16 protein-coding genes and 1 tRNA gene are annotated in these 16,045 nt (G+C 68.7%); 11 read left to right on the plus strand and 6 right to left on the minus strand.

Annotation, left to right across the window (positions count from 1 at the left end; translation table 11 throughout):
* The 8 genes from ureC to ACSQ4M_RS30795 all read left to right on the plus strand — a co-directional run bounded on the left by ureC (position 1) and on the right by ACSQ4M_RS30795 (position 7,027).
* Positions 1 to 1,719, plus strand: coding sequence for an urease subunit alpha (ureC, locus tag ACSQ4M_RS30760; protein WP_436193162.1), 1,719 nt, complete (start codon positions 1 to 3; stop codon positions 1,717 to 1,719).
* A gap of 91 nt (positions 1,720 to 1,810) precedes the next feature.
* Positions 1,811 to 2,419, plus strand: coding sequence for an urease accessory protein UreE (gene ureE / locus ACSQ4M_RS30765; RefSeq protein ID WP_436193163.1), 609 nt, complete (start codon positions 1,811 to 1,813; stop codon positions 2,417 to 2,419).
* A gap of 65 nt (positions 2,420 to 2,484) precedes the next feature.
* A complete protein-coding gene (locus ACSQ4M_RS30770) occupies positions 2,485 to 3,315 on the plus strand; it encodes an SHOCT domain-containing protein (protein WP_436193164.1) in 831 nt (276 codons plus the stop codon).
* A 26-nt stretch (positions 3,316 to 3,341) separates the two neighbouring features.
* Entirely contained in the window at positions 3,342 to 3,995 is a 654-nt protein-coding gene (locus tag ACSQ4M_RS30775) for an urease accessory protein UreF (RefSeq protein ID WP_436193165.1), read from the plus strand.
* A gap of 13 nt (positions 3,996 to 4,008) precedes the next feature.
* Positions 4,009 to 4,671, plus strand: a complete 663-nt coding sequence (gene ureG / locus ACSQ4M_RS30780) for an urease accessory protein UreG (RefSeq protein WP_056657444.1) — start codon at positions 4,009 to 4,011, stop codon at positions 4,669 to 4,671.
* A gap of 17 nt (positions 4,672 to 4,688) precedes the next feature.
* A tRNA-Ser gene (locus tag ACSQ4M_RS30785) sits at positions 4,689 to 4,776 on the plus strand.
* Positions 4,777 to 4,792: 16 nt separating this feature from the next.
* Positions 4,793 to 6,100 carry a lytic murein transglycosylase gene (locus ACSQ4M_RS30790; protein WP_436193166.1) on the plus strand — a complete coding sequence of 436 codons (1,308 nt, stop codon included), beginning with the start codon at positions 4,793 to 4,795 and terminating at the stop codon, positions 6,098 to 6,100.
* Positions 6,101 to 6,214: 114 nt separating this feature from the next.
* Positions 6,215 to 7,027, plus strand: a complete 813-nt coding sequence (locus ACSQ4M_RS30795; RefSeq protein ID WP_114465718.1) for a transglutaminase-like domain-containing protein — start codon at positions 6,215 to 6,217, stop codon at positions 7,025 to 7,027.
* Here ACSQ4M_RS30795 and ACSQ4M_RS30800 read toward each other — a convergent pair.
* The 5 genes from ACSQ4M_RS30800 to purN all read right to left on the minus strand — a co-directional run bounded on the left by ACSQ4M_RS30800 (position 7,011) and on the right by purN (position 11,750).
* The gene (locus ACSQ4M_RS30800; protein WP_436193167.1) at positions 7,011 to 7,973 is read right to left on the minus strand and encodes a succinylglutamate desuccinylase; all 963 of its coding nucleotides are present in this window, start codon (positions 7,971 to 7,973) and stop codon (positions 7,011 to 7,013) included. The two genes, ACSQ4M_RS30795 and ACSQ4M_RS30800, sit on opposite strands and share 17 nt — an antisense overlap.
* Positions 7,974 to 7,979: 6 nt before the next feature.
* Positions 7,980 to 8,306 (minus strand): hypothetical protein, encoded by a 327-nt coding sequence (locus tag ACSQ4M_RS30805; protein WP_436193168.1) that lies wholly within the window; start codon positions 8,304 to 8,306, stop codon positions 7,980 to 7,982.
* Between the two features lie 230 nt (positions 8,307 to 8,536).
* Entirely contained in the window at positions 8,537 to 9,751 is a 1,215-nt protein-coding gene (locus ACSQ4M_RS30810; RefSeq protein WP_436193169.1) for a DesA family fatty acid desaturase, read from the minus strand.
* 123 nt (positions 9,752 to 9,874) lie between these two features.
* The gene (locus ACSQ4M_RS30815; protein ID WP_436193170.1) at positions 9,875 to 11,143 is read right to left on the minus strand and encodes an RsmB/NOP family class I SAM-dependent RNA methyltransferase; all 1,269 of its coding nucleotides are present in this window, start codon (positions 11,141 to 11,143) and stop codon (positions 9,875 to 9,877) included.
* 13 nt (positions 11,144 to 11,156) lie between these two features.
* Entirely contained in the window at positions 11,157 to 11,750 is a 594-nt protein-coding gene (purN, locus tag ACSQ4M_RS30820) for a phosphoribosylglycinamide formyltransferase (protein WP_436194094.1), read from the minus strand.
* Positions 11,751 to 11,859: 109 nt separating this feature from the next.
* Between purN and ACSQ4M_RS30825 the strand changes: the two genes are divergently transcribed.
* Both ACSQ4M_RS30825 and ACSQ4M_RS30830 read left to right on the plus strand, forming a co-directional pair.
* Positions 11,860 to 13,038 carry an acyl-CoA dehydrogenase family protein gene (locus tag ACSQ4M_RS30825; protein WP_436193171.1) on the plus strand — a complete coding sequence of 393 codons (1,179 nt, stop codon included), beginning with the start codon at positions 11,860 to 11,862 and terminating at the stop codon, positions 13,036 to 13,038.
* A 13-nt stretch (positions 13,039 to 13,051) separates the two neighbouring features.
* A complete protein-coding gene (locus ACSQ4M_RS30830) occupies positions 13,052 to 14,167 on the plus strand; it encodes an acyl-CoA dehydrogenase family protein (protein ID WP_436193172.1) in 1,116 nt (371 codons plus the stop codon).
* A 44-nt stretch (positions 14,168 to 14,211) separates the two neighbouring features.
* On the opposite strand, the gene ACSQ4M_RS30835 is transcribed toward ACSQ4M_RS30830, so the two are convergent.
* On the minus strand, positions 14,212 to 14,769 hold the full coding sequence (locus ACSQ4M_RS30835) for an HNH endonuclease (protein WP_436193173.1): 558 nt from the start codon (positions 14,767 to 14,769) through the stop codon (positions 14,212 to 14,214).
* A 173-nt stretch (positions 14,770 to 14,942) separates the two neighbouring features.
* Here ACSQ4M_RS30835 and ACSQ4M_RS30840 point away from each other — a divergent pair, with 173 nt between their 5' ends.
* Positions 14,943 to 15,986 carry a bifunctional riboflavin kinase/FAD synthetase gene (locus ACSQ4M_RS30840; RefSeq protein WP_436193174.1) on the plus strand — a complete coding sequence of 348 codons (1,044 nt, stop codon included), beginning with the start codon at positions 14,943 to 14,945 and terminating at the stop codon, positions 15,984 to 15,986.
* Positions 15,987 to 16,045: the final 59 nt, after the last annotated feature.

The raw sequence follows: 16,045 nt of genomic DNA on the forward strand, positions 1-16,045 counted from the left end.
ATGGCGACCATCTCGCGCCGCGCCTACGCGGAGATCTTCGGCCCCACCACCGGCGACCGCATGCGCCTGGCCGACACCGACATCCTGATCGAGGTCGAACGCGACTACACCCTGGCCGCAGGCGGCTACGGCGAAGAGGTCAAGTTCGGCGGCGGCAAGACCATCCGCGACGGCATGGCCCAGGGCCAGCGCACCCGGGCCGAAGGCGCCGTCGATTGCGTGCTGACCAACGCGCTGATCCTGGACCACTGGGGCATCGTGAAGGCCGACATCGGCCTGAAGGGCGGGCGCATCGTGGCCATCGGCAAGGCCGGCAATCCCGACGTGCAGAGCGGCGTGGACATCGTCATCGGCCCGGGCACCGAGATCATCGCGGCCGAGGGCAACATCGTCACGGCCGGCGGCATCGACAGCCACATCCACTTCATCTGCCCGCAGCAGATCGAAGAAGCCCTGGCCTCGGGCGTGACCACCATGCTGGGCGGCGGCACCGGCCCGGCCACGGGCACCTTCGCGACCACCTGCACGCCCGGCCCCTGGAACATCGAGCGCATGCTGCAGGCGGCCGATGCGTTCCCGATGAACCTGGGCTTTCTGGGCAAGGGCAACGCCAGCCTGCCGGCTGCGCTGCACGAGCAGATCGACGCCGGCGTGATCGGCCTGAAGCTGCACGAGGACTGGGGCACGACGCCGGCCGCGATCAGCAACTGTCTGGACGTGGCCGACGCCACCGACACGCAGGTGGCGATCCACTCGGACACGCTCAACGAATCGGGCTTCGTGGAGAACACCATCGCCGCGACCAAGGGCCGCGCGCTGTGCGCCTTCCACACCGAAGGCGCAGGCGGCGGCCATGCGCCCGACATCCTGCGCGTGGTCGGCGAGGACAACTTCCTGCCCTCCTCGACCAACCCCACCATGCCGTACACCGTGAACACGCTGGACGAGCATGTGGACATGCTGATGGTGTGCCACCACCTGGACGCCGGCATCGCCGAAGACCTGGCCTTCGCCGAGTCGCGCATCCGCAAGGAGACCATCGCCGCCGAGGACGTGCTGCACGACCTGGGCGCGATCAGCATGATGAGCTCGGACAGCCAGGCCATGGGCCGGGTCGGCGAGGTCATCCTGCGCACCTGGCAGACCGCGCACAAGATGAAGGTGCAGCGCGGCGCCCTGCCCGAGGACAGCGCGCGCAACGACAACTTCCGCGCCAAGCGCTACGTGGCCAAGTACACGATCAACCCGGCGATCGCGCACGGCATCAGCCACGAGGTGGGCAGCATCGAGGTCGGCAAGTGGGCCGACCTGGTGGTCTGGAAGCCGGCCTTCTTCGGCGTGAAGCCCGCGCTGATCCTGAAGGGCGGCAGCATCGCGATGGCGGCCATGGGCGACCCCAATGCGTCCATCCCGACGCCGCAGCCCGTGCACTACCGGCCGATGTTCGGCGCCTACGGCGGCGCCATCGCCCGGGGCTCGCTGACCTTCGTGTCGCAGGCCGGGCTGTCGGCAGGCATCAAGGAGCGCTTCGGCCTGGCCAAGAACCTGAGCGCCGTGAAGAACATCCGCAATGTGCGCAAGCAGCACCTGATCCACAACGGCTACCTGCCGAAGATGGAGATCGATCCGCAGACCTATGCGGTGCGGGCCGACGGGCAACTGCTGACCTGCGAGCCGGCCAAGGTGCTGCCGATGGCGCAGCGGTATTTCCTGTTCTGACACGGCCGACCCGCCGCGGGTCTAGGATGGGGGCCGATGGCCGCCGCACGCTGCGGCGGCCCCGCTCCCACGCACACCTTCTTCGCCAATCATGCTCACCACCAGCAAACTCATGCCCCAGGGCGCCGGCCTCGCGCCCGTGCTGCTCAAGCGCGCCGCCACCGTCGAACTGGACTGGGACGTGCGCCAGAAGAGCCGCTTCGACGCCACCGACTCGCAGGGCCGCCAGCTCGGCGTGTTTCTGCCGCGCGGCACGGCCGTGCGTGGCGGCGACGTGCTGGTGGCCGAGGACGGCTCGCTGATCCGCGTGCTGGCCGCACCGCAGGACGTGCTCAGGATCACGCACTGCTCGGCCCACGGCACGCCCTTCGACCTCATCCGCGCGGCCTACCACCTGGGCAACCGCCACGTGCCGATCGAACTCAAGCCCGACCACCTCAAGATCGAGCCCGACCATGTGCTGGCCGACATGCTGCGCGCCATGCACCTGATCGTGACGCCCGTGGCAGAGGCCTTCGAGCCCGAGGGCGGCGCCTACAGCGCGCAGGGTCATGGGCATGACCACGACCACCATGACCATGACGACCATGGCCACGCGCACCACGACCACGACCACGCGCATGGGCACGGACATGCCCATGCGCACCAGCACGGCCACGCCCATCACCACGATGGTCAGGACCAGCAGCAGCAACAGTAACAGGCACACGCCCGACGCCGACCCTTGCCAGAATCCGTCCATCCCATTGCAGAGCGAGGCTCCCCATGCGCCAACTCTCCCCGACCGGCCAGCAGGCCATCGACGACATCGCCCGGCGGCACGGCATCAGCGCGGATGCCGCAATGAGCATGCTGGACGCCGTGGTCCGCGGCAACGGCGGCATGGCCCAGTTCAGCCATCCGGAGTTCGGTGGCTCGGGGCAGTGGATGCGCGGCGGCATGACCATGGTGTCGGACATGTTCAACAACCAGCTCAGGTCGCGCGTCGACGCGCTGTGCTTCGAGCTGGCCAACCTTGTCGCCAGCCAGCCGGATCTGCTGCGCAGCGGCAGCTTCCAGTCCCAGAGCCAGAACGGGCAGGAGCAGTTCAGCGGCAGCGGCACCAGCCACACCGGCGGCGGCAACAGTGCCAGCCTGTTCGTGCCACCGCCGCCCGACTGGTGGGGCCCCACGCTGCGCTGGCCTGACAGCACGGGTTCGCAGAACGGCATTCGCTATGCCAACTTTGCGCAGGCGCGGCGCCTGGCCATCGAAGCCAACGGCGTGGTCACGATCTACGACACGCTGGACCACCAGATCGGCGGCTTCTCGCAGCAGCAGTCCTACGGTGGTTCACTGAGCTTCAACAGCCAGTACGGCCTGATCGACGTGGCCAGCCTGCCGGTCGTCTCGGTCAATGGCATGGAGCCCGTGGCCGCGCCGCCGTACCAGCCCACGCCCGCGCCCTACCAGGCGCCTGCCGCAGCGGCACAGGGGAGCGGCAACGCGCAGGACATCTTCGCCACCATCGAGCGCCTGGCGGAACTGCGCGCCAAGGGCGTGCTGGACGAGGCCGAATTCCAGGCCAAGAAAACCGAACTGCTGGGCCGACTCTGAACACGCTGAGCATCTCTTCCCCCACCTTGCTGGGGCTGATCTGGCTGGCCTCGCCTGCACTTCCAGTGGGCGGTTTCAGCTACTCCGAAGCGCTGGAAGCGGCCATCGATGCCCAGCTCGCCAATGGCGAGCAACAGGCCGGCGACTGGCTGCTGGCGCAACTGCAGCTGAGCCAGGCGCGCAGCGACCTGGCCGTGGTGGCCGAGGCCGTCGCGGCCTGGCAGGCGGGCGACCACGACCGCGTGCAGGCGCTGGACGCCTGGCTGCGCTGCACACGCGAATCCGCCGAATTCGTGCTGCAGACCGAGCAGATGGGTCGCTCGATGCTGGAGTGGCTCAAGCTGCAGCACGGCGACGCCGTGGGCGCGTTTGCCGGGCTCACGCCCTGCTACCCCATTGCCTTCGCCTTCGCCGCGGCGCGCGCCGGCGCGCAGCCGCGCGAGGCCTGCCTGGCCTTCGCCTTCGGCTGGGCCGAGAACATGGTCGCCGCCGCCGTCAAGGCCGTGCCACTGGGCCAGAGCGCCGGCCAGCGCATGCTGCAGCGGCTGGCGCAGGCGATTCCGGCGGCCGTCGAGCAGGCACTGGCCACGCCCGACGATGCGCGCCAGGCCTTCTCGCCCATGCTGGCCATCCTGTCTGCGCAGCACGAAACCCAATACTCCCGACTGTTCCGTTCCTGAGAAGCCCTTGACCATGACCGCCCTGCACCACATCGCCCACCGCACCAAGAAACTGCCCCCGCTGCGCGTGGGCATCGGCGGCCCGGTCGGCTCGGGCAAGACCACGCTGCTGGAGATGCTCTGCAAGCAGATGCGCGCGCAGTACGACCTGGTCGCCATCACCAACGACATCTACACCAAGGAAGACCAGCGCCTCTTGACCGTCAGCGGCGCGCTGCCGGCCGAGCGCATCATGGGCGTGGAGACGGGCGGTTGCCCGCACACGGCGATCCGCGAGGACGCCTCCATCAACCTCGAAGCCATCGACCGCATGCTGGAGGACTTCCCCGATGCCGACGTGGTGTTCGTGGAAAGCGGTGGCGACAACCTGGCCGCCACCTTCAGCCCCGAGCTGTCGGACCTCACGATCTACGTGATCGACGTGGCGGCCGGCGAGAAGATCCCGCGCAAGGGCGGCCCTGGCATCACCAAGAGCGACCTGTTCGTGATCAACAAGACCGACCTGGCGCCGCACGTGGGTGCCGACCTGGCAGTGATGGAGGCCGACACGCGCCGCATGCGCACCAACGCGCGCGGCGAACTCAAGCCCTTCGTGATGACCAACCTGAAGACCAACGACGGGCTGGCCGAGGTGGTGCGCTTCATCGAGCAGCGCGGGATGCTGCAGACCGCCTGAGTAGAATCCGCGGCCTCGGAAGCTTGGCAGAGTGGTCGATTGCACCGGTCTTGAAAACCGGCGATGGGAAACCATCCGTGAGTTCGAATCTCACAGCTTCCGCCAGACCCGATTCGCGCCCATGCCCCAGACGCACCGCCACCGCACCCTCGCACCGCTGTTGGCGGCCCTGGTCATGACGGGGTGCGCGACAGCGCCGACGCCCCAACCCACGACGCCCCCTGCCTCCACCACGCCGGCTGCACCACCGTCGGCGTCCGCGCCAGCAGGAGCCGCGGTGCCCGCCCCCGCCGCAGCGGTGCCGCTGAGCCAGGACTTCGCCCAATGGGTCGAACGCTTCCGCGCCGAAGCGCGCGCGGGCGGAATCACGGAGGCCACGCTGCACGCGGCCTTCGACGGTGTCCGCCACCTGGACCAGGTGGTCGCGCTCGACCGCTCGCAGCCCGAGTTCACGCGCGCCGTCTGGGACTACCTGGACACCGCGGTCTCGCCCACGCGCGTGGCGCGTGGCCAGGACAAGCTGCTCGAGGTGCGGGCCTATGCCGATGCTGCCGCGGCACGCTACGGCGTGCCAGCCGAGATCGTCGTCGCCATCTGGGGCATGGAGAGCAACTACGGCAGCAACTACGGCGACACGCCCACCATCGATGCACTGGCCACGCTCGGGTTCGAGGGCCGGCGCGCGGCGTGGGCACGCGGCCAGTTGATGGCGGCGCTGCGCATCCTGCAGAACGGCGACATCCCGCGCGAACGCATGCTGGGCTCCTGGGCGGGGGCCATGGGCCAGACCCAGTTCCTGCCTTCGAACTTCCTGGCCTACGCGGTGGATGCGGACGGCGACGGACGGCGCGACATCTGGGGCAGCATGGCCGACGTGACGGCTTCCACCGCGCATTTCCTGGCGCGCGAAGGCTGGCAGCGCGGCCAGCCCTGGGGGCTGGAAGTACATTTGCCGGAGGGTTTCGACCTGGGCCGCGCCGACGACGCGCTGCGCCAGTCCAGTGCGCAATGGGCTGGCGAAGGCGTCCGCGCCGTGGACGGCACGACCCTGCCCGACCTGCCCGACGCGAGCCTGTTGTTGCCGGCTGGCGCGCGCGGACCGGTGTTCCTCGTCGGACCGAACTTCCGCGCCATCCTGCGCTACAACAACGCGACCAGCTATGCCCTCGGTGTGGGCCTGCTGGCGCAGCGCATCGCGGGCGGTCCTGCGATCCAGGCGGCCTGGCCCCGTGATCTCAGGCCGCTCTCGCGCAACGCGCTTCAGACACTGCAGCAGGCGCTGCAGTCCAAGGGCTTCGACCCCGGCAGCATCGACGGTGTGCTGGGGCCCGCTACGCGTGGCGCCATCCGGCGCTGGCAACGCAGCGCGGGCATGGCAGCCGACGGCTTCCCGACGCAGGAACTGCTGGACCGACTGCAGCAGCGCTGAACAGCGCCCTGCGCCTACGCGCACGCGGGAAAAATACAAACGCGCGGCAGCGGCGCGGGGGCATACCATGCTGCAGATGCACAATTCCAACGCGCGGCCTGGCCGCAGACCGCCATGTTGATCCGCATCGGCTATGACATTGCGCTCCGCGTCAATGCACCCACCGCGCTGATCTATCTGCTTCAACTGCATCCTTCGCGCGCAGGCGACTTGCTGGCACCAGAGGACATCACGCTGAGCCCGCCACTGGCCACGGACTTCTACCTCGATGGTTTTGGCAACCAGTGCGCGCGCGTGCGCGTCGACGCAGGCACGGGCGAGGTGCGGCTGCGCAACCAGGCTGTCGTGCAGGACAGCGGGCTACCCGACCCGGTGCACTGGGGTGCCTGGGAGCACGCCGTTGGCGACTTGCCTGTGGACAGCCTGCAGTTCCTGCTGCCCAGCCGCTACTGCGACTTCGACGGCGAACTGCTGGCCTTTGCCTGGAGCCGCTTCTCTGGCGTACAGCCCGGTTGGGGCCGTGTGCAGGCCATTTGCGACTACGTGCACCAGCACCTGCGCTTCGACTACGGCTGCGCGCGGCCGACGCGGACCGCCCTGCAGGCATGGCATGAGCGCGTGGGCGTGTGCCGCGACTTCGCCCACCTGGCTGTCGCCTTGTGCCGGAGCATGAACATTCCGGCACGCTACGCCACCGGTTACCTGGGCGACATCGGCATCCCGCCCGTGCCCTATCCCATGGACTTCAGCGCCTGGTTCGAGGTCTACCTGGGCGGACAGTGGCACACCTTCGACGCCCGCCACAACACGCCGCGGATCGGGCGCGTGCTGCTGGCGCGCGGACGTGACGCTGCCGACGTGCCCATCACCATGGTGTTCGGCGAGCACCAGTTGGCCCGGTTCGAGGTGGTCACGGAACTGGCGTAAGACCAGGGTCGTCCAGGCGCCGTTCGCTGTCGACGGCCAGATAGAACCACTCGCTCCCAGGTGTGGCCTGCGGATTCGGAAACACGATGACGCCATCGCACGGCGCTTCGACCGGGCGCCCATCGGCGCGCACGCCGATGGACTGGCCACGCTGCACCGGGTCGAAGCTGGCCCAGTCGCGCAGCAGGCGGTCGCCTTCGGCGTGGCGATCGACCACATCGACCAAGCGCAGCAGCCGCGGCGCCCTGGGCGGCCGCGGCGGGGCGCCTGCCATGTCCAGCAGGGCCAGGCTGGCCAGGATCGCGCGGTAGGCCACCTCGGGGGCCTGCGGATCGCGGTGCTGGCCGCATTCCAGCGTCACCGCGTAGCCGCCCTGGCTGCGCATGTACTCATTGGTGCCCCAACCGAAAGCCATGGCGCGCGCGTCCGTGGACCGACCGAGCCGGGCGAGCCGCGCGGCATACACGTCCAGCCATGACTCGACGACGCACTCCATGCCCAGATGCAGCGCCAACCGGCCCTCCTCCCGTGCCCGGCTGAAAGGTTCCAACGGCCCGCTGTTGTCGCGCGGTCCGATCATGGCGAACGGTGCCCCGGCTGTGTGGAAGGAGTGCAGATCCAGCAACACGTCGTGGCGTGCGAGCAGGGGGCACAACAGGTTGGTGATGCGTGCCTCGAAATCCGGCGGCTGTGGATCGGGCTGGAAAGAGCGGTTCAGGTTGCGCTCGCCCTCGCGGTGCTGGCGCTGGCGGGCCAGCGGGTTGGCAACCGGCACCAGGGTCAGCTCGCCGCGCCGCAGCGCCAGCCGGCCGGATTCGAGCTCGGCACGCACGCGCTCGATGGCGGCGGTTCCACAGGTCTCGTCGCCGTGCACCCCTCCCAGCACGACCAGCCGCGCGCCAGGCCGGGGGGAGGCGAAGGCATGCGAGCGCAGGGTCTCGTCCATGCGCGTTCAGTTCTTCGTCGCCGGAGCCGCCGTCGCCGGCCGGCGCGACTGGTCCAGCATCAGCGCGCGCTGGCCGGTGTTGCGCGGCGCGCTGGCTCCGCGCTCCGGATGCTCCGCCATCAGTTCCCGGCTCTGGCGTTCCGCGCGCGGGCCGACCAGTGCACCGTTACCCGGTGGCCGCGCCGTGTCCAGGCTTCCCGCACTGCCCGGCACACCAGGCCCGACACCGCCCAGGCCCACGCCGCCAGTACCGCCATTGGCCGAGTTGCTGCTGCCACCGCCTGCCGCAGCCGCCTGGGCAGCTGTCGACTGGGCGCCGGCGGGCAATGCCATCGCCGCCATCCACAGGGCCAGGCACCCACCGAGTTGAACAGTCCATGTCCGCATGTCTCGCTCCTGCTGCTGTTGTAAAGACGCAGTATCGAGGCCGGTCTGCGGGCCGGTGCTGCGCGCTGCCACAAATGGAACACCGCCGACAGCGAGCGCGACCGACCGGCTGACAAATGTACTTGCCAGCAACAAAAAACCCCGCACGTGGCGGGGTTCCTGGGAGCGGGCAGCCGTCACACGTGGGCAGAACGCAGGCGGACGGAGAAGTCCTGCAGCGCCTGGATGCCACTGCTCTCGGCGCGGTGGCACCAGGCTTGCAGGTTGGCGGTCAGCTGCTCGCGCGTCAGCGAGGTCGACAGCCACATCTGGCGCAGTTCCTCGCGCATGGTGACCATCTTGTCGAGCACCGGGTGCGCAGCCCGCGCCTCGGCGATCTTGGGCTGGACCGAGGCCGGCACACGCTCGTCGTCGCGGTGCAGCCAGCGGCGGGCGGCCACCAGCACCGAAGCGTCGGCCTGCTTGGCCTTGAGCGCGGCGATCTCGTCCTGGCAGGTACGCTTGAGCTCACGCGCATAGCCGGCCATGACTTCGTAGCGGTGGGCGATCAGGGCCTCGAGCGTCTTCTCGTCGGCAACCGGCTTGATCTGGCCCAGTTGCAGACGCGGCGGCGTCTTCTTGACCTTGGCCAGACCCACACGCTGCATCAGGCTGATGTACATCCAGCCCACATCGAACTCGTAGGGCTTGACCGAGAACTTGGCCGAAGTCGGGTAGGTGTGGTGGTTGTTGTGCAACTCCTCACCGCCGATGATGATGCCCCAGGGCGAGATGTTGGTGCTCGCGTCCGGTGCCTCGAAATTGCGGTAGCCCCAATAGTGGCCGATGCCGTTGACGACACCGGCGGCCCAGAACGGGATCCAGACCATCTGGACGGCCCAGACGACCAGGCCCGCCGCACCGAACAACGCCAGGTTCAGGACCAGCATGAGGCCCACACCCTGCCAGCTGTAACGCGAGTACAGGTTGCGCTCGATCCAGTCGTTGGGGCAACCCAGGCTGAACTTGTTGATGGTTTCCTGGTTGTTGGTTTCCGCGCGGTACAGCTCGGCCCCCTTCCAGAACACGGTCTCGATGCCGTGGGCATGGGGGCTGTGCGGGTCGTCGGCGGTTTCGCACTTGGCGTGGTGCTTGCGGTGCACGGCCACCCATTCCTTGGTGACCTGGCCCGTGGCCAGCCAAAGCCAGAAACGGAAGAAGTGCGCAGGCAGCCAATGCAGATCCATTGCACGGTGCGCCTGGTGGCGGTGCAGATAGATCGTCACGCTGGCGATCGTGATATGCGTTGTGAACAGTGCATACAAAACGATCTGCCACCAGGAAAAGCCCAGCAGGCCATTGGCGAGCCAGTCCACGGTAGCGTTCAGCACGGCCCAATCGGGTAGCAACATATAGGTATCAGCCCCTTCTCCGTTTCCCGCAGGCGCGCACATAGCACAGATGGCGCAGCCGCAAAAACCCGGTATTGTAGGACGCTGACCCGTTTCGGCCTATGGTGCCGAAACAACCTTTTCTCAGTCCTGTCTTTGCCAGATGGCGGCGAAAAAGCCGTCGGTGGCATGCCGGTGCGGCCACAGGCGCAGGAATCGGCCGTCGTCGCCGGCGCACAGGGCCTGCGGGCCTGCGACCTTGAGCCGCGCCAGTTCCTGCGCCACGGGCACGGGCATGAACGCTGGTTGCGCCGCTGAGAACGCGGCAGCGATGGCCTCGTTCTCTTGCGTGAGCAGGCTGCAGGTGGCGTAGACCAGCCGCCCGCCCGGCTTGAGCAGCCGCGCCGCGCTCTGCAGCACGGCCAGTTGGATGGCGGCCAGCGCATCGACGGCCGCCTGGTTCTGGCGCCACTTGAGGTCGGGGTGACGGCGCAGCGTGCCAGTGCCGCTGCAGGGCGCATCGACCAGCACGCGGTCCATCTTGCCGGCCAGGCGCTTGATGCGTTCGTCGCGCTCGTGCGCGATGGCGACCGGGTGCACGTTGGACAGGCCGCTGCGGCCCAGGCGCGGCTTGAGTGACTCCAGCCGGTGGGCCGAGGTGTCGAAGGCGTAGAGCCGGCCGGTGTTGCGCATGCTCGCGCCGATGGCCAGCGTCTTGCCGCCAGCGCCGGCGCAGAAGTCGGTCACCATCTCGCCGCGGCGTGCGTCCAGCAGCAGCGCGAGCAGCTGCGAGCCCTCGTCCTGGACCTCGACAGCGCCGCGCGTGAATGCGTCCACGCGGTTCAGGGAAGGCTTGCCCTGCACGCGCAGGCCCCAGGGCGAGTGCGGCGTGGGCTGGGCCTCGATGCCCGCGGCCTTCAATTCCTGCTGCACCTCGGCGCGCTTGGCGCTGAGTTGGTTCACCCGCAGATCGAGTGGTGCCGGGCCCAGCAGGCTGTCGGCCAGCGGCCAGAACTCCTGGCCCAGCTGGGCGCGCAGCGGCTGCGCAAGCCATTCGGGCAGGTTGTGGCGGTGGCGGTCGAGCAAGTCGGCCGTGGCCACGGTCTCGCACTGCTGCAGCCACTCCTTTTCCTGCGGCGTCAGCGCGGAGAACAGGAAGTCGCGCGGCCCGCCGAAGCCCAGGATGGCCAGGCGGCGTTCGCGCGGGCCCGAGCCCGAGGGCGCGAAATGCTCGTACTGCAGCTTGCGGCGCAGCACGGCGAACAAGGTATCGGTGAGCGTGGCACGCTCGCGCGGACCGAGGCCTTTGTGGGTACGGAAGAAGCGCGCCGCCACGGCGTCGGCGGGGTGGTCGAAGACCAGCGCCTCGCGCACGAGCTCGGCGCAGGCGTCCAGAATGGCTTTGGGATGCATGGTGCGATGGTCCTCAGGCGGCAGTCAGCAGGCGCTCGATCACGCGCGGGTACATGCGGTGCTCCTGCGCCAGCACGCGGGCCGACAGGGCCGCCTCGTCGTCGCCGGGCAGCACGGGCACCACCACCTGGTCGAGGATGGGGCCGTGGTCCAGTTCCTCGGTCACGCGGTGCACGGTGGCGCCGGCCACGCGGCAGCCGGCTTCGATCGCACGCCGGTGCGTGTGCAGGCCCGGGAAGGCCGGCAGCAGCGAGGGATGGATGTTGACGAGCCGGCCGGCGTAGTGGCGCACGAAGCCGGGCGTCAGGATGCGCATGAAGCCGGCCAGCACCACGAGATCGGGCGCGTACGCGTCGATGGCATCGGCCAGTGCAGCATCGAAGGCGGCGCGCGGGTCGGGCGCCTGGGCGAAGGCGCGGTGGTCGACGGCCGCAGTCGGCACGCCCAGGGCCTGGGCGCGTGCCAGGCCGGCGCAGTCGGGGCGGTTGCTCAGCACGGCGGCCACGCGGGCTTGCAGGCGGCCGGGCCAGTCGCGCTGTTGCGCGGTGCGCACGATGGCTTCCATGTTGGAGCCACCGCCGGAAATCAGGATCACAAGGTTCTTCATCAAGGCGCGGGATTATCCCCACACGCAGGTGACAGCCCAAAGTGCACGGTCGTGCTACAAAGCTGCGGGCCGTCGCTGGACGGCTTGAGACGACCCACAGGAGACCACCATGGATTTGGCTTTCACGGCCGAAGAGCAACAGTTCCGGGAGGAGGTGCGCGACTGGGTGCGCGCCAACCTGCCCCAGGACATTGCCTACAAGGTACACAACGCGCTGCACCAGACGCGTGACGACATGCAGCGCTGGGCCAAGATCCTGGGCAGCAAGGGCTGGCTGGGCTATGGCTGGCCCACGCAATTCGGCGGCCCCGGCTGGAGCGCCGTGCAAAAGCATTTGTTCGAAGAGGAATGCGCGCTGGCCGGTGCGCCGCGCATCGTGCCGTTCGGCCCGGTCATGGTGGCGCCCGTGATCATGGCCTTCGGCACGCCCGAGCAGCACAAGCGCTTCCTGCCCGGCATCGCCAGCGGCGAGGTCTGGTGGAGCCAGGGCTACAGCGAACCGGGCTCGGGCTCGGACCTGGCCTCGGTCAAGACCCGCGCCGAGCGCAAGGGCGACAAGTACATCGTCAACGGCCAGAAGACCTGGACCACGCTGGGCCAGTACGGCGAATGGATCTTCTGCCTGGTGCGCACCAGCACCGAAGGCAAGCCGCAGACCGGCATCAGCTTCCTCTTGATCGACATGAAGAGCCCCGGCATCACGGTGCGCCCCATCATCATGCTCGATGGCGGCCACGAGGTGAACGAGGTGTTCTTCGACAACGTCGAGGTGCCTGCCGAGAACCTGATCGGCGAGGAGAACAAGGGCTGGACCTACGCCAAGCACCTGCTGAGCCACGAGCGCACCAACATCGCCGATGTCAACCGCGCCAAGCGCGAACTCGAACGCCTGAAGCGCATCGCCAAGGCGGAAGGTGTCTACGAGGACATCCGTTTCCGCGACGAGATCGCCAGGCTCGAGGTCGACGTGGTGGCCCTGGAAATGATGGTGCTGCGCGTGTTGTCGGCCGAGAAGTCGGGCAAGAACCCGCTCGACGTGGCCGGCCTGCTCAAGATCAAGGGCAGCGAGATCCAGCAGCGCTACAGCGAACTCATGATGCTGGCCGCCGGCCCCTACAGCCTGCCCTTCATCAAGGAGGCCATGGAAGCCGGCTGGCAGGGCGACCACGTGGGCGCTGCGCACTGCGCGCCGCTGGCCGCCACCTACTTCAACATGCGCAAGACCACGATCTACGGCGGATCGAACGAGGTCCAGCGCAACATCGTCGCCCAGACCGTGCTGGGTTGAGCAGGAGACGCGAATGGACTTCAACTTCAGCGACGACCAGGAACAGCTGCGCGACGCCGTGCGCAAATGGGTCGACAAGGGCTATGGCTTCGAACACCGCCGCGGCTTGGTCAAGGCCGGCGGCTTCTCACGCGAGGCCTATGGCGAACTGGCTGGCCTGGGCCTGACCGGACTGTACGTGGCCGAGGAGCATGGCGGCATGGGCATGGGCCCGGTCGACGCCATGGTGGCCCTGGAAGAACTGGGCCGCGGCATCGTGCTCGAGCCGCTGGGCCAGACGCTCATCGCCAGCGGCGTGCTGTCGGGCTATGCCGACGCCGCGCTCCAGGGCGCCTGGCTGCCGCGCATCGCCGCGGGCGAGGCACTCGTGGTGCTGGCCTACCAGGAGCGCGCCGCGCGCTACCGGCTGGATGTCTGTGCCGCGCACGCCAAGAAGACGGGCGATGGCTGGTCCGTCAGCGGCCACAAGAGCGTGGTGCCGGCCGGCGACCAGGCCGACGCCTTCCTGGTGCCGGCCACCATCGACGGCAAGATCGCGCTGTTCCTGGTGGAGCGTGCCGCCTCCGGTGTCGCGGCGCGCGGCTACGCCACGCAGGACGGCTCGCGCGCGGCCGAGGTCGTGTTCCAGGACGCCGCCGCGGCGCTGGTCACGGCCGACGGCCTGGCCGCGCTGGAACATGGCGTGGACATCGGCATCGCCGCGCTGTGCGCCGAAGCCGTGGGCACCATCGACAAGACCATGGAGATCACGGCCGAGTACCTGAACACGCGCAAGCAGTTCGGTGTGGTGATCAGCAGCTTCCAGGCGCTGCGCCACCGCATGGCCGACATGAAGATGCAGCAGGAGCTGGCGCGCTCGATGAGCTACTACGCCACGCTCAAGCTCAATTCCCCGGCCGACGAGCGCCGCCGTGCCATGGCGCGCGCCAAGTACCAGCTGGGCCAGTCCATGCGCTTCGTCGGCCAGAACTCGGTGCAGCTGCATGGCGGCATCGGCGTGACCGACGAGTACGTGGGCAGCCACTACTTCAAGCGGCTCACGCAGATGGAAATGCTGTTCGGCGACACCCTGCACCACCTGGGCGAGGTCTCGGCCCGCATGCAGGACAAGGCCGGCGTGTTCGCCTGAAGCACTTGGTTCCAAAAGAAGAAGCCCCGCTCAGCGGGGCTTTTTCATACCAGGAGCCGAGACGACCGCGGCACATGCGCCATCAAAAACTCCATCTGGTCCGCCAGAATGCGGCGGTTGCGCAGGATGAAGTCCTCCCACAGGCTGGGCACGTAGGGCGCGTACAGCAGCGGCATGCGCGCCTGCTCGGGCGTGCGGTTGCTCTTGCGGTGGTTGCAGCTGCGGCAGGCCGTGACCACGTTCATCCAGTGGTCCTGACCCTTCTGGGCCAGCGGCACGATGTGCTCGCGCGTGAGGGCGTCCTCGGGCACATGCTGGCCGCAGTAGGCGCAGACATTGCGGTCGCGCGCGAACAGCTTGCTGTTGGTCAGGGCGGGCCGTGCGCGGAACGGGTTGACCCCCGGCACGCCCTTGGTGCCGATGATGCTGCTGATGGCGATCTTCGATTGCAGGCCCGTGACCGCGTTGTGGCCACCGCGGAACACCGCGACCTCGGCGCCGGACTCCCAGCGCACCTCGTCGGCGGCGTAGTGGAGCACCGCCTGTTCCAGCGTGATCCAGGATTGGGGCAGGCCCTGCCCCGACAGCTTCAAGACCTTCAAGTGACGCCTCCAGCTAGCGTGCATGCGCACGGACACGGAATCGCAAACATCCAGGCTGCGCGCACCACTTGTCCATGATGCGCCGCGTCACAATATACAGGGTTCGCCTGGCCTCCATATGACGGGCGCCGCCGGGGGTCTGCCTCTGGCGCTATGGAAAAGACAACGACACCATGAAGATCTTTCGCGGCTACCACTACCGGGGCATCGCACCGGCGTGCGCGCTGACCATTGGCAACTTCGACGGCGTACACCGTGGCCACCAGGCCATGCTGGCGCTGCTGCGCAACGAGGCCCAGCACCGCGGGCTGGAGAGCTGCGTGATGAGCTTCGAGCCGCACCCGCGCGACTACTTCGCCCAGGCCACCGGCAAGCCCGAGATCGCCCCGGCGCGCATCGGCACGCTGCGCGACAAGCTGACCGAGCTGGCCCGCTGCGGCGTCGACCAGACCATCGTGCTGCCCTTCCGCGCCGAGCTGGCGCGCCAGAGCCCGGAGGCCTTCATCCAGGACGTGCTGGTGGCCGGCCTGAACGTGCGCTACGTGCTGGTCGGCGACGACTTCCGCTTCGGCGCCAGGCGCGCGGGCGACTACGCCATGCTGGCCGCCGCTGGCGAAGCCCTGGGCTTCGAGGTGGCGCGCATGAACAGCTACGAGGTCTCGCTGCCCGACGCGGGCGCCGAAGGCGGCCGGCGCAGCGTGCGCGTGTCGAGCTCGGCCGTGCGCGAGGCGCTGGGCCAGGGCCGCATGGACGACGCGGCCCGCCTGCTGGGCCGGCCCTACAGCATCAGCGGCCATGTGGTGCGCGGCCGCCGACTCGGCCGCGAGCTGGGTTTTCGCACCATCAACATGCGTTTTTCCCACTGGAAGCCGGCCGCCTCGGGCATCTTCGTTGTCGAAGTCCACGGCCTGGCCGAGCAGCCGCTGGCCGGCGTCGCCAACCTGGGCGTGCGCCCCTCGCTCGACCCGAACGACATCAACGGCGGTCGCGTGCTGCTGGAGACGCACTGCCTGGACTGGCCCGCCCACCTGGGGCCGGAGGGGGGCTACGGTAAGATCGTGCGCGTGGAACTGCTGCACAAACTGCACGACGAGCTGAAGTACGACAGCCTGGATGCCCTCACGACCGGCATCAACAAGGACTGCGACGACGCGCGCGCCTGGCTGGCAGCCGGCCATGCGCAGACGCGCCGGCAGACCACGCGCGACCGAATTTAGCCGCCCGGCTTTCCCGCGCTCGCGCGTGTTCCCGGCCATCCGCCGGGCCGCATGTCCCC

The organism is Pseudorhodoferax sp. LjRoot39 (genome assembly GCF_964253035.1).
Classification (GTDB): domain Bacteria; phylum Pseudomonadota; class Gammaproteobacteria; order Burkholderiales; family Burkholderiaceae_C; genus Pseudorhodoferax.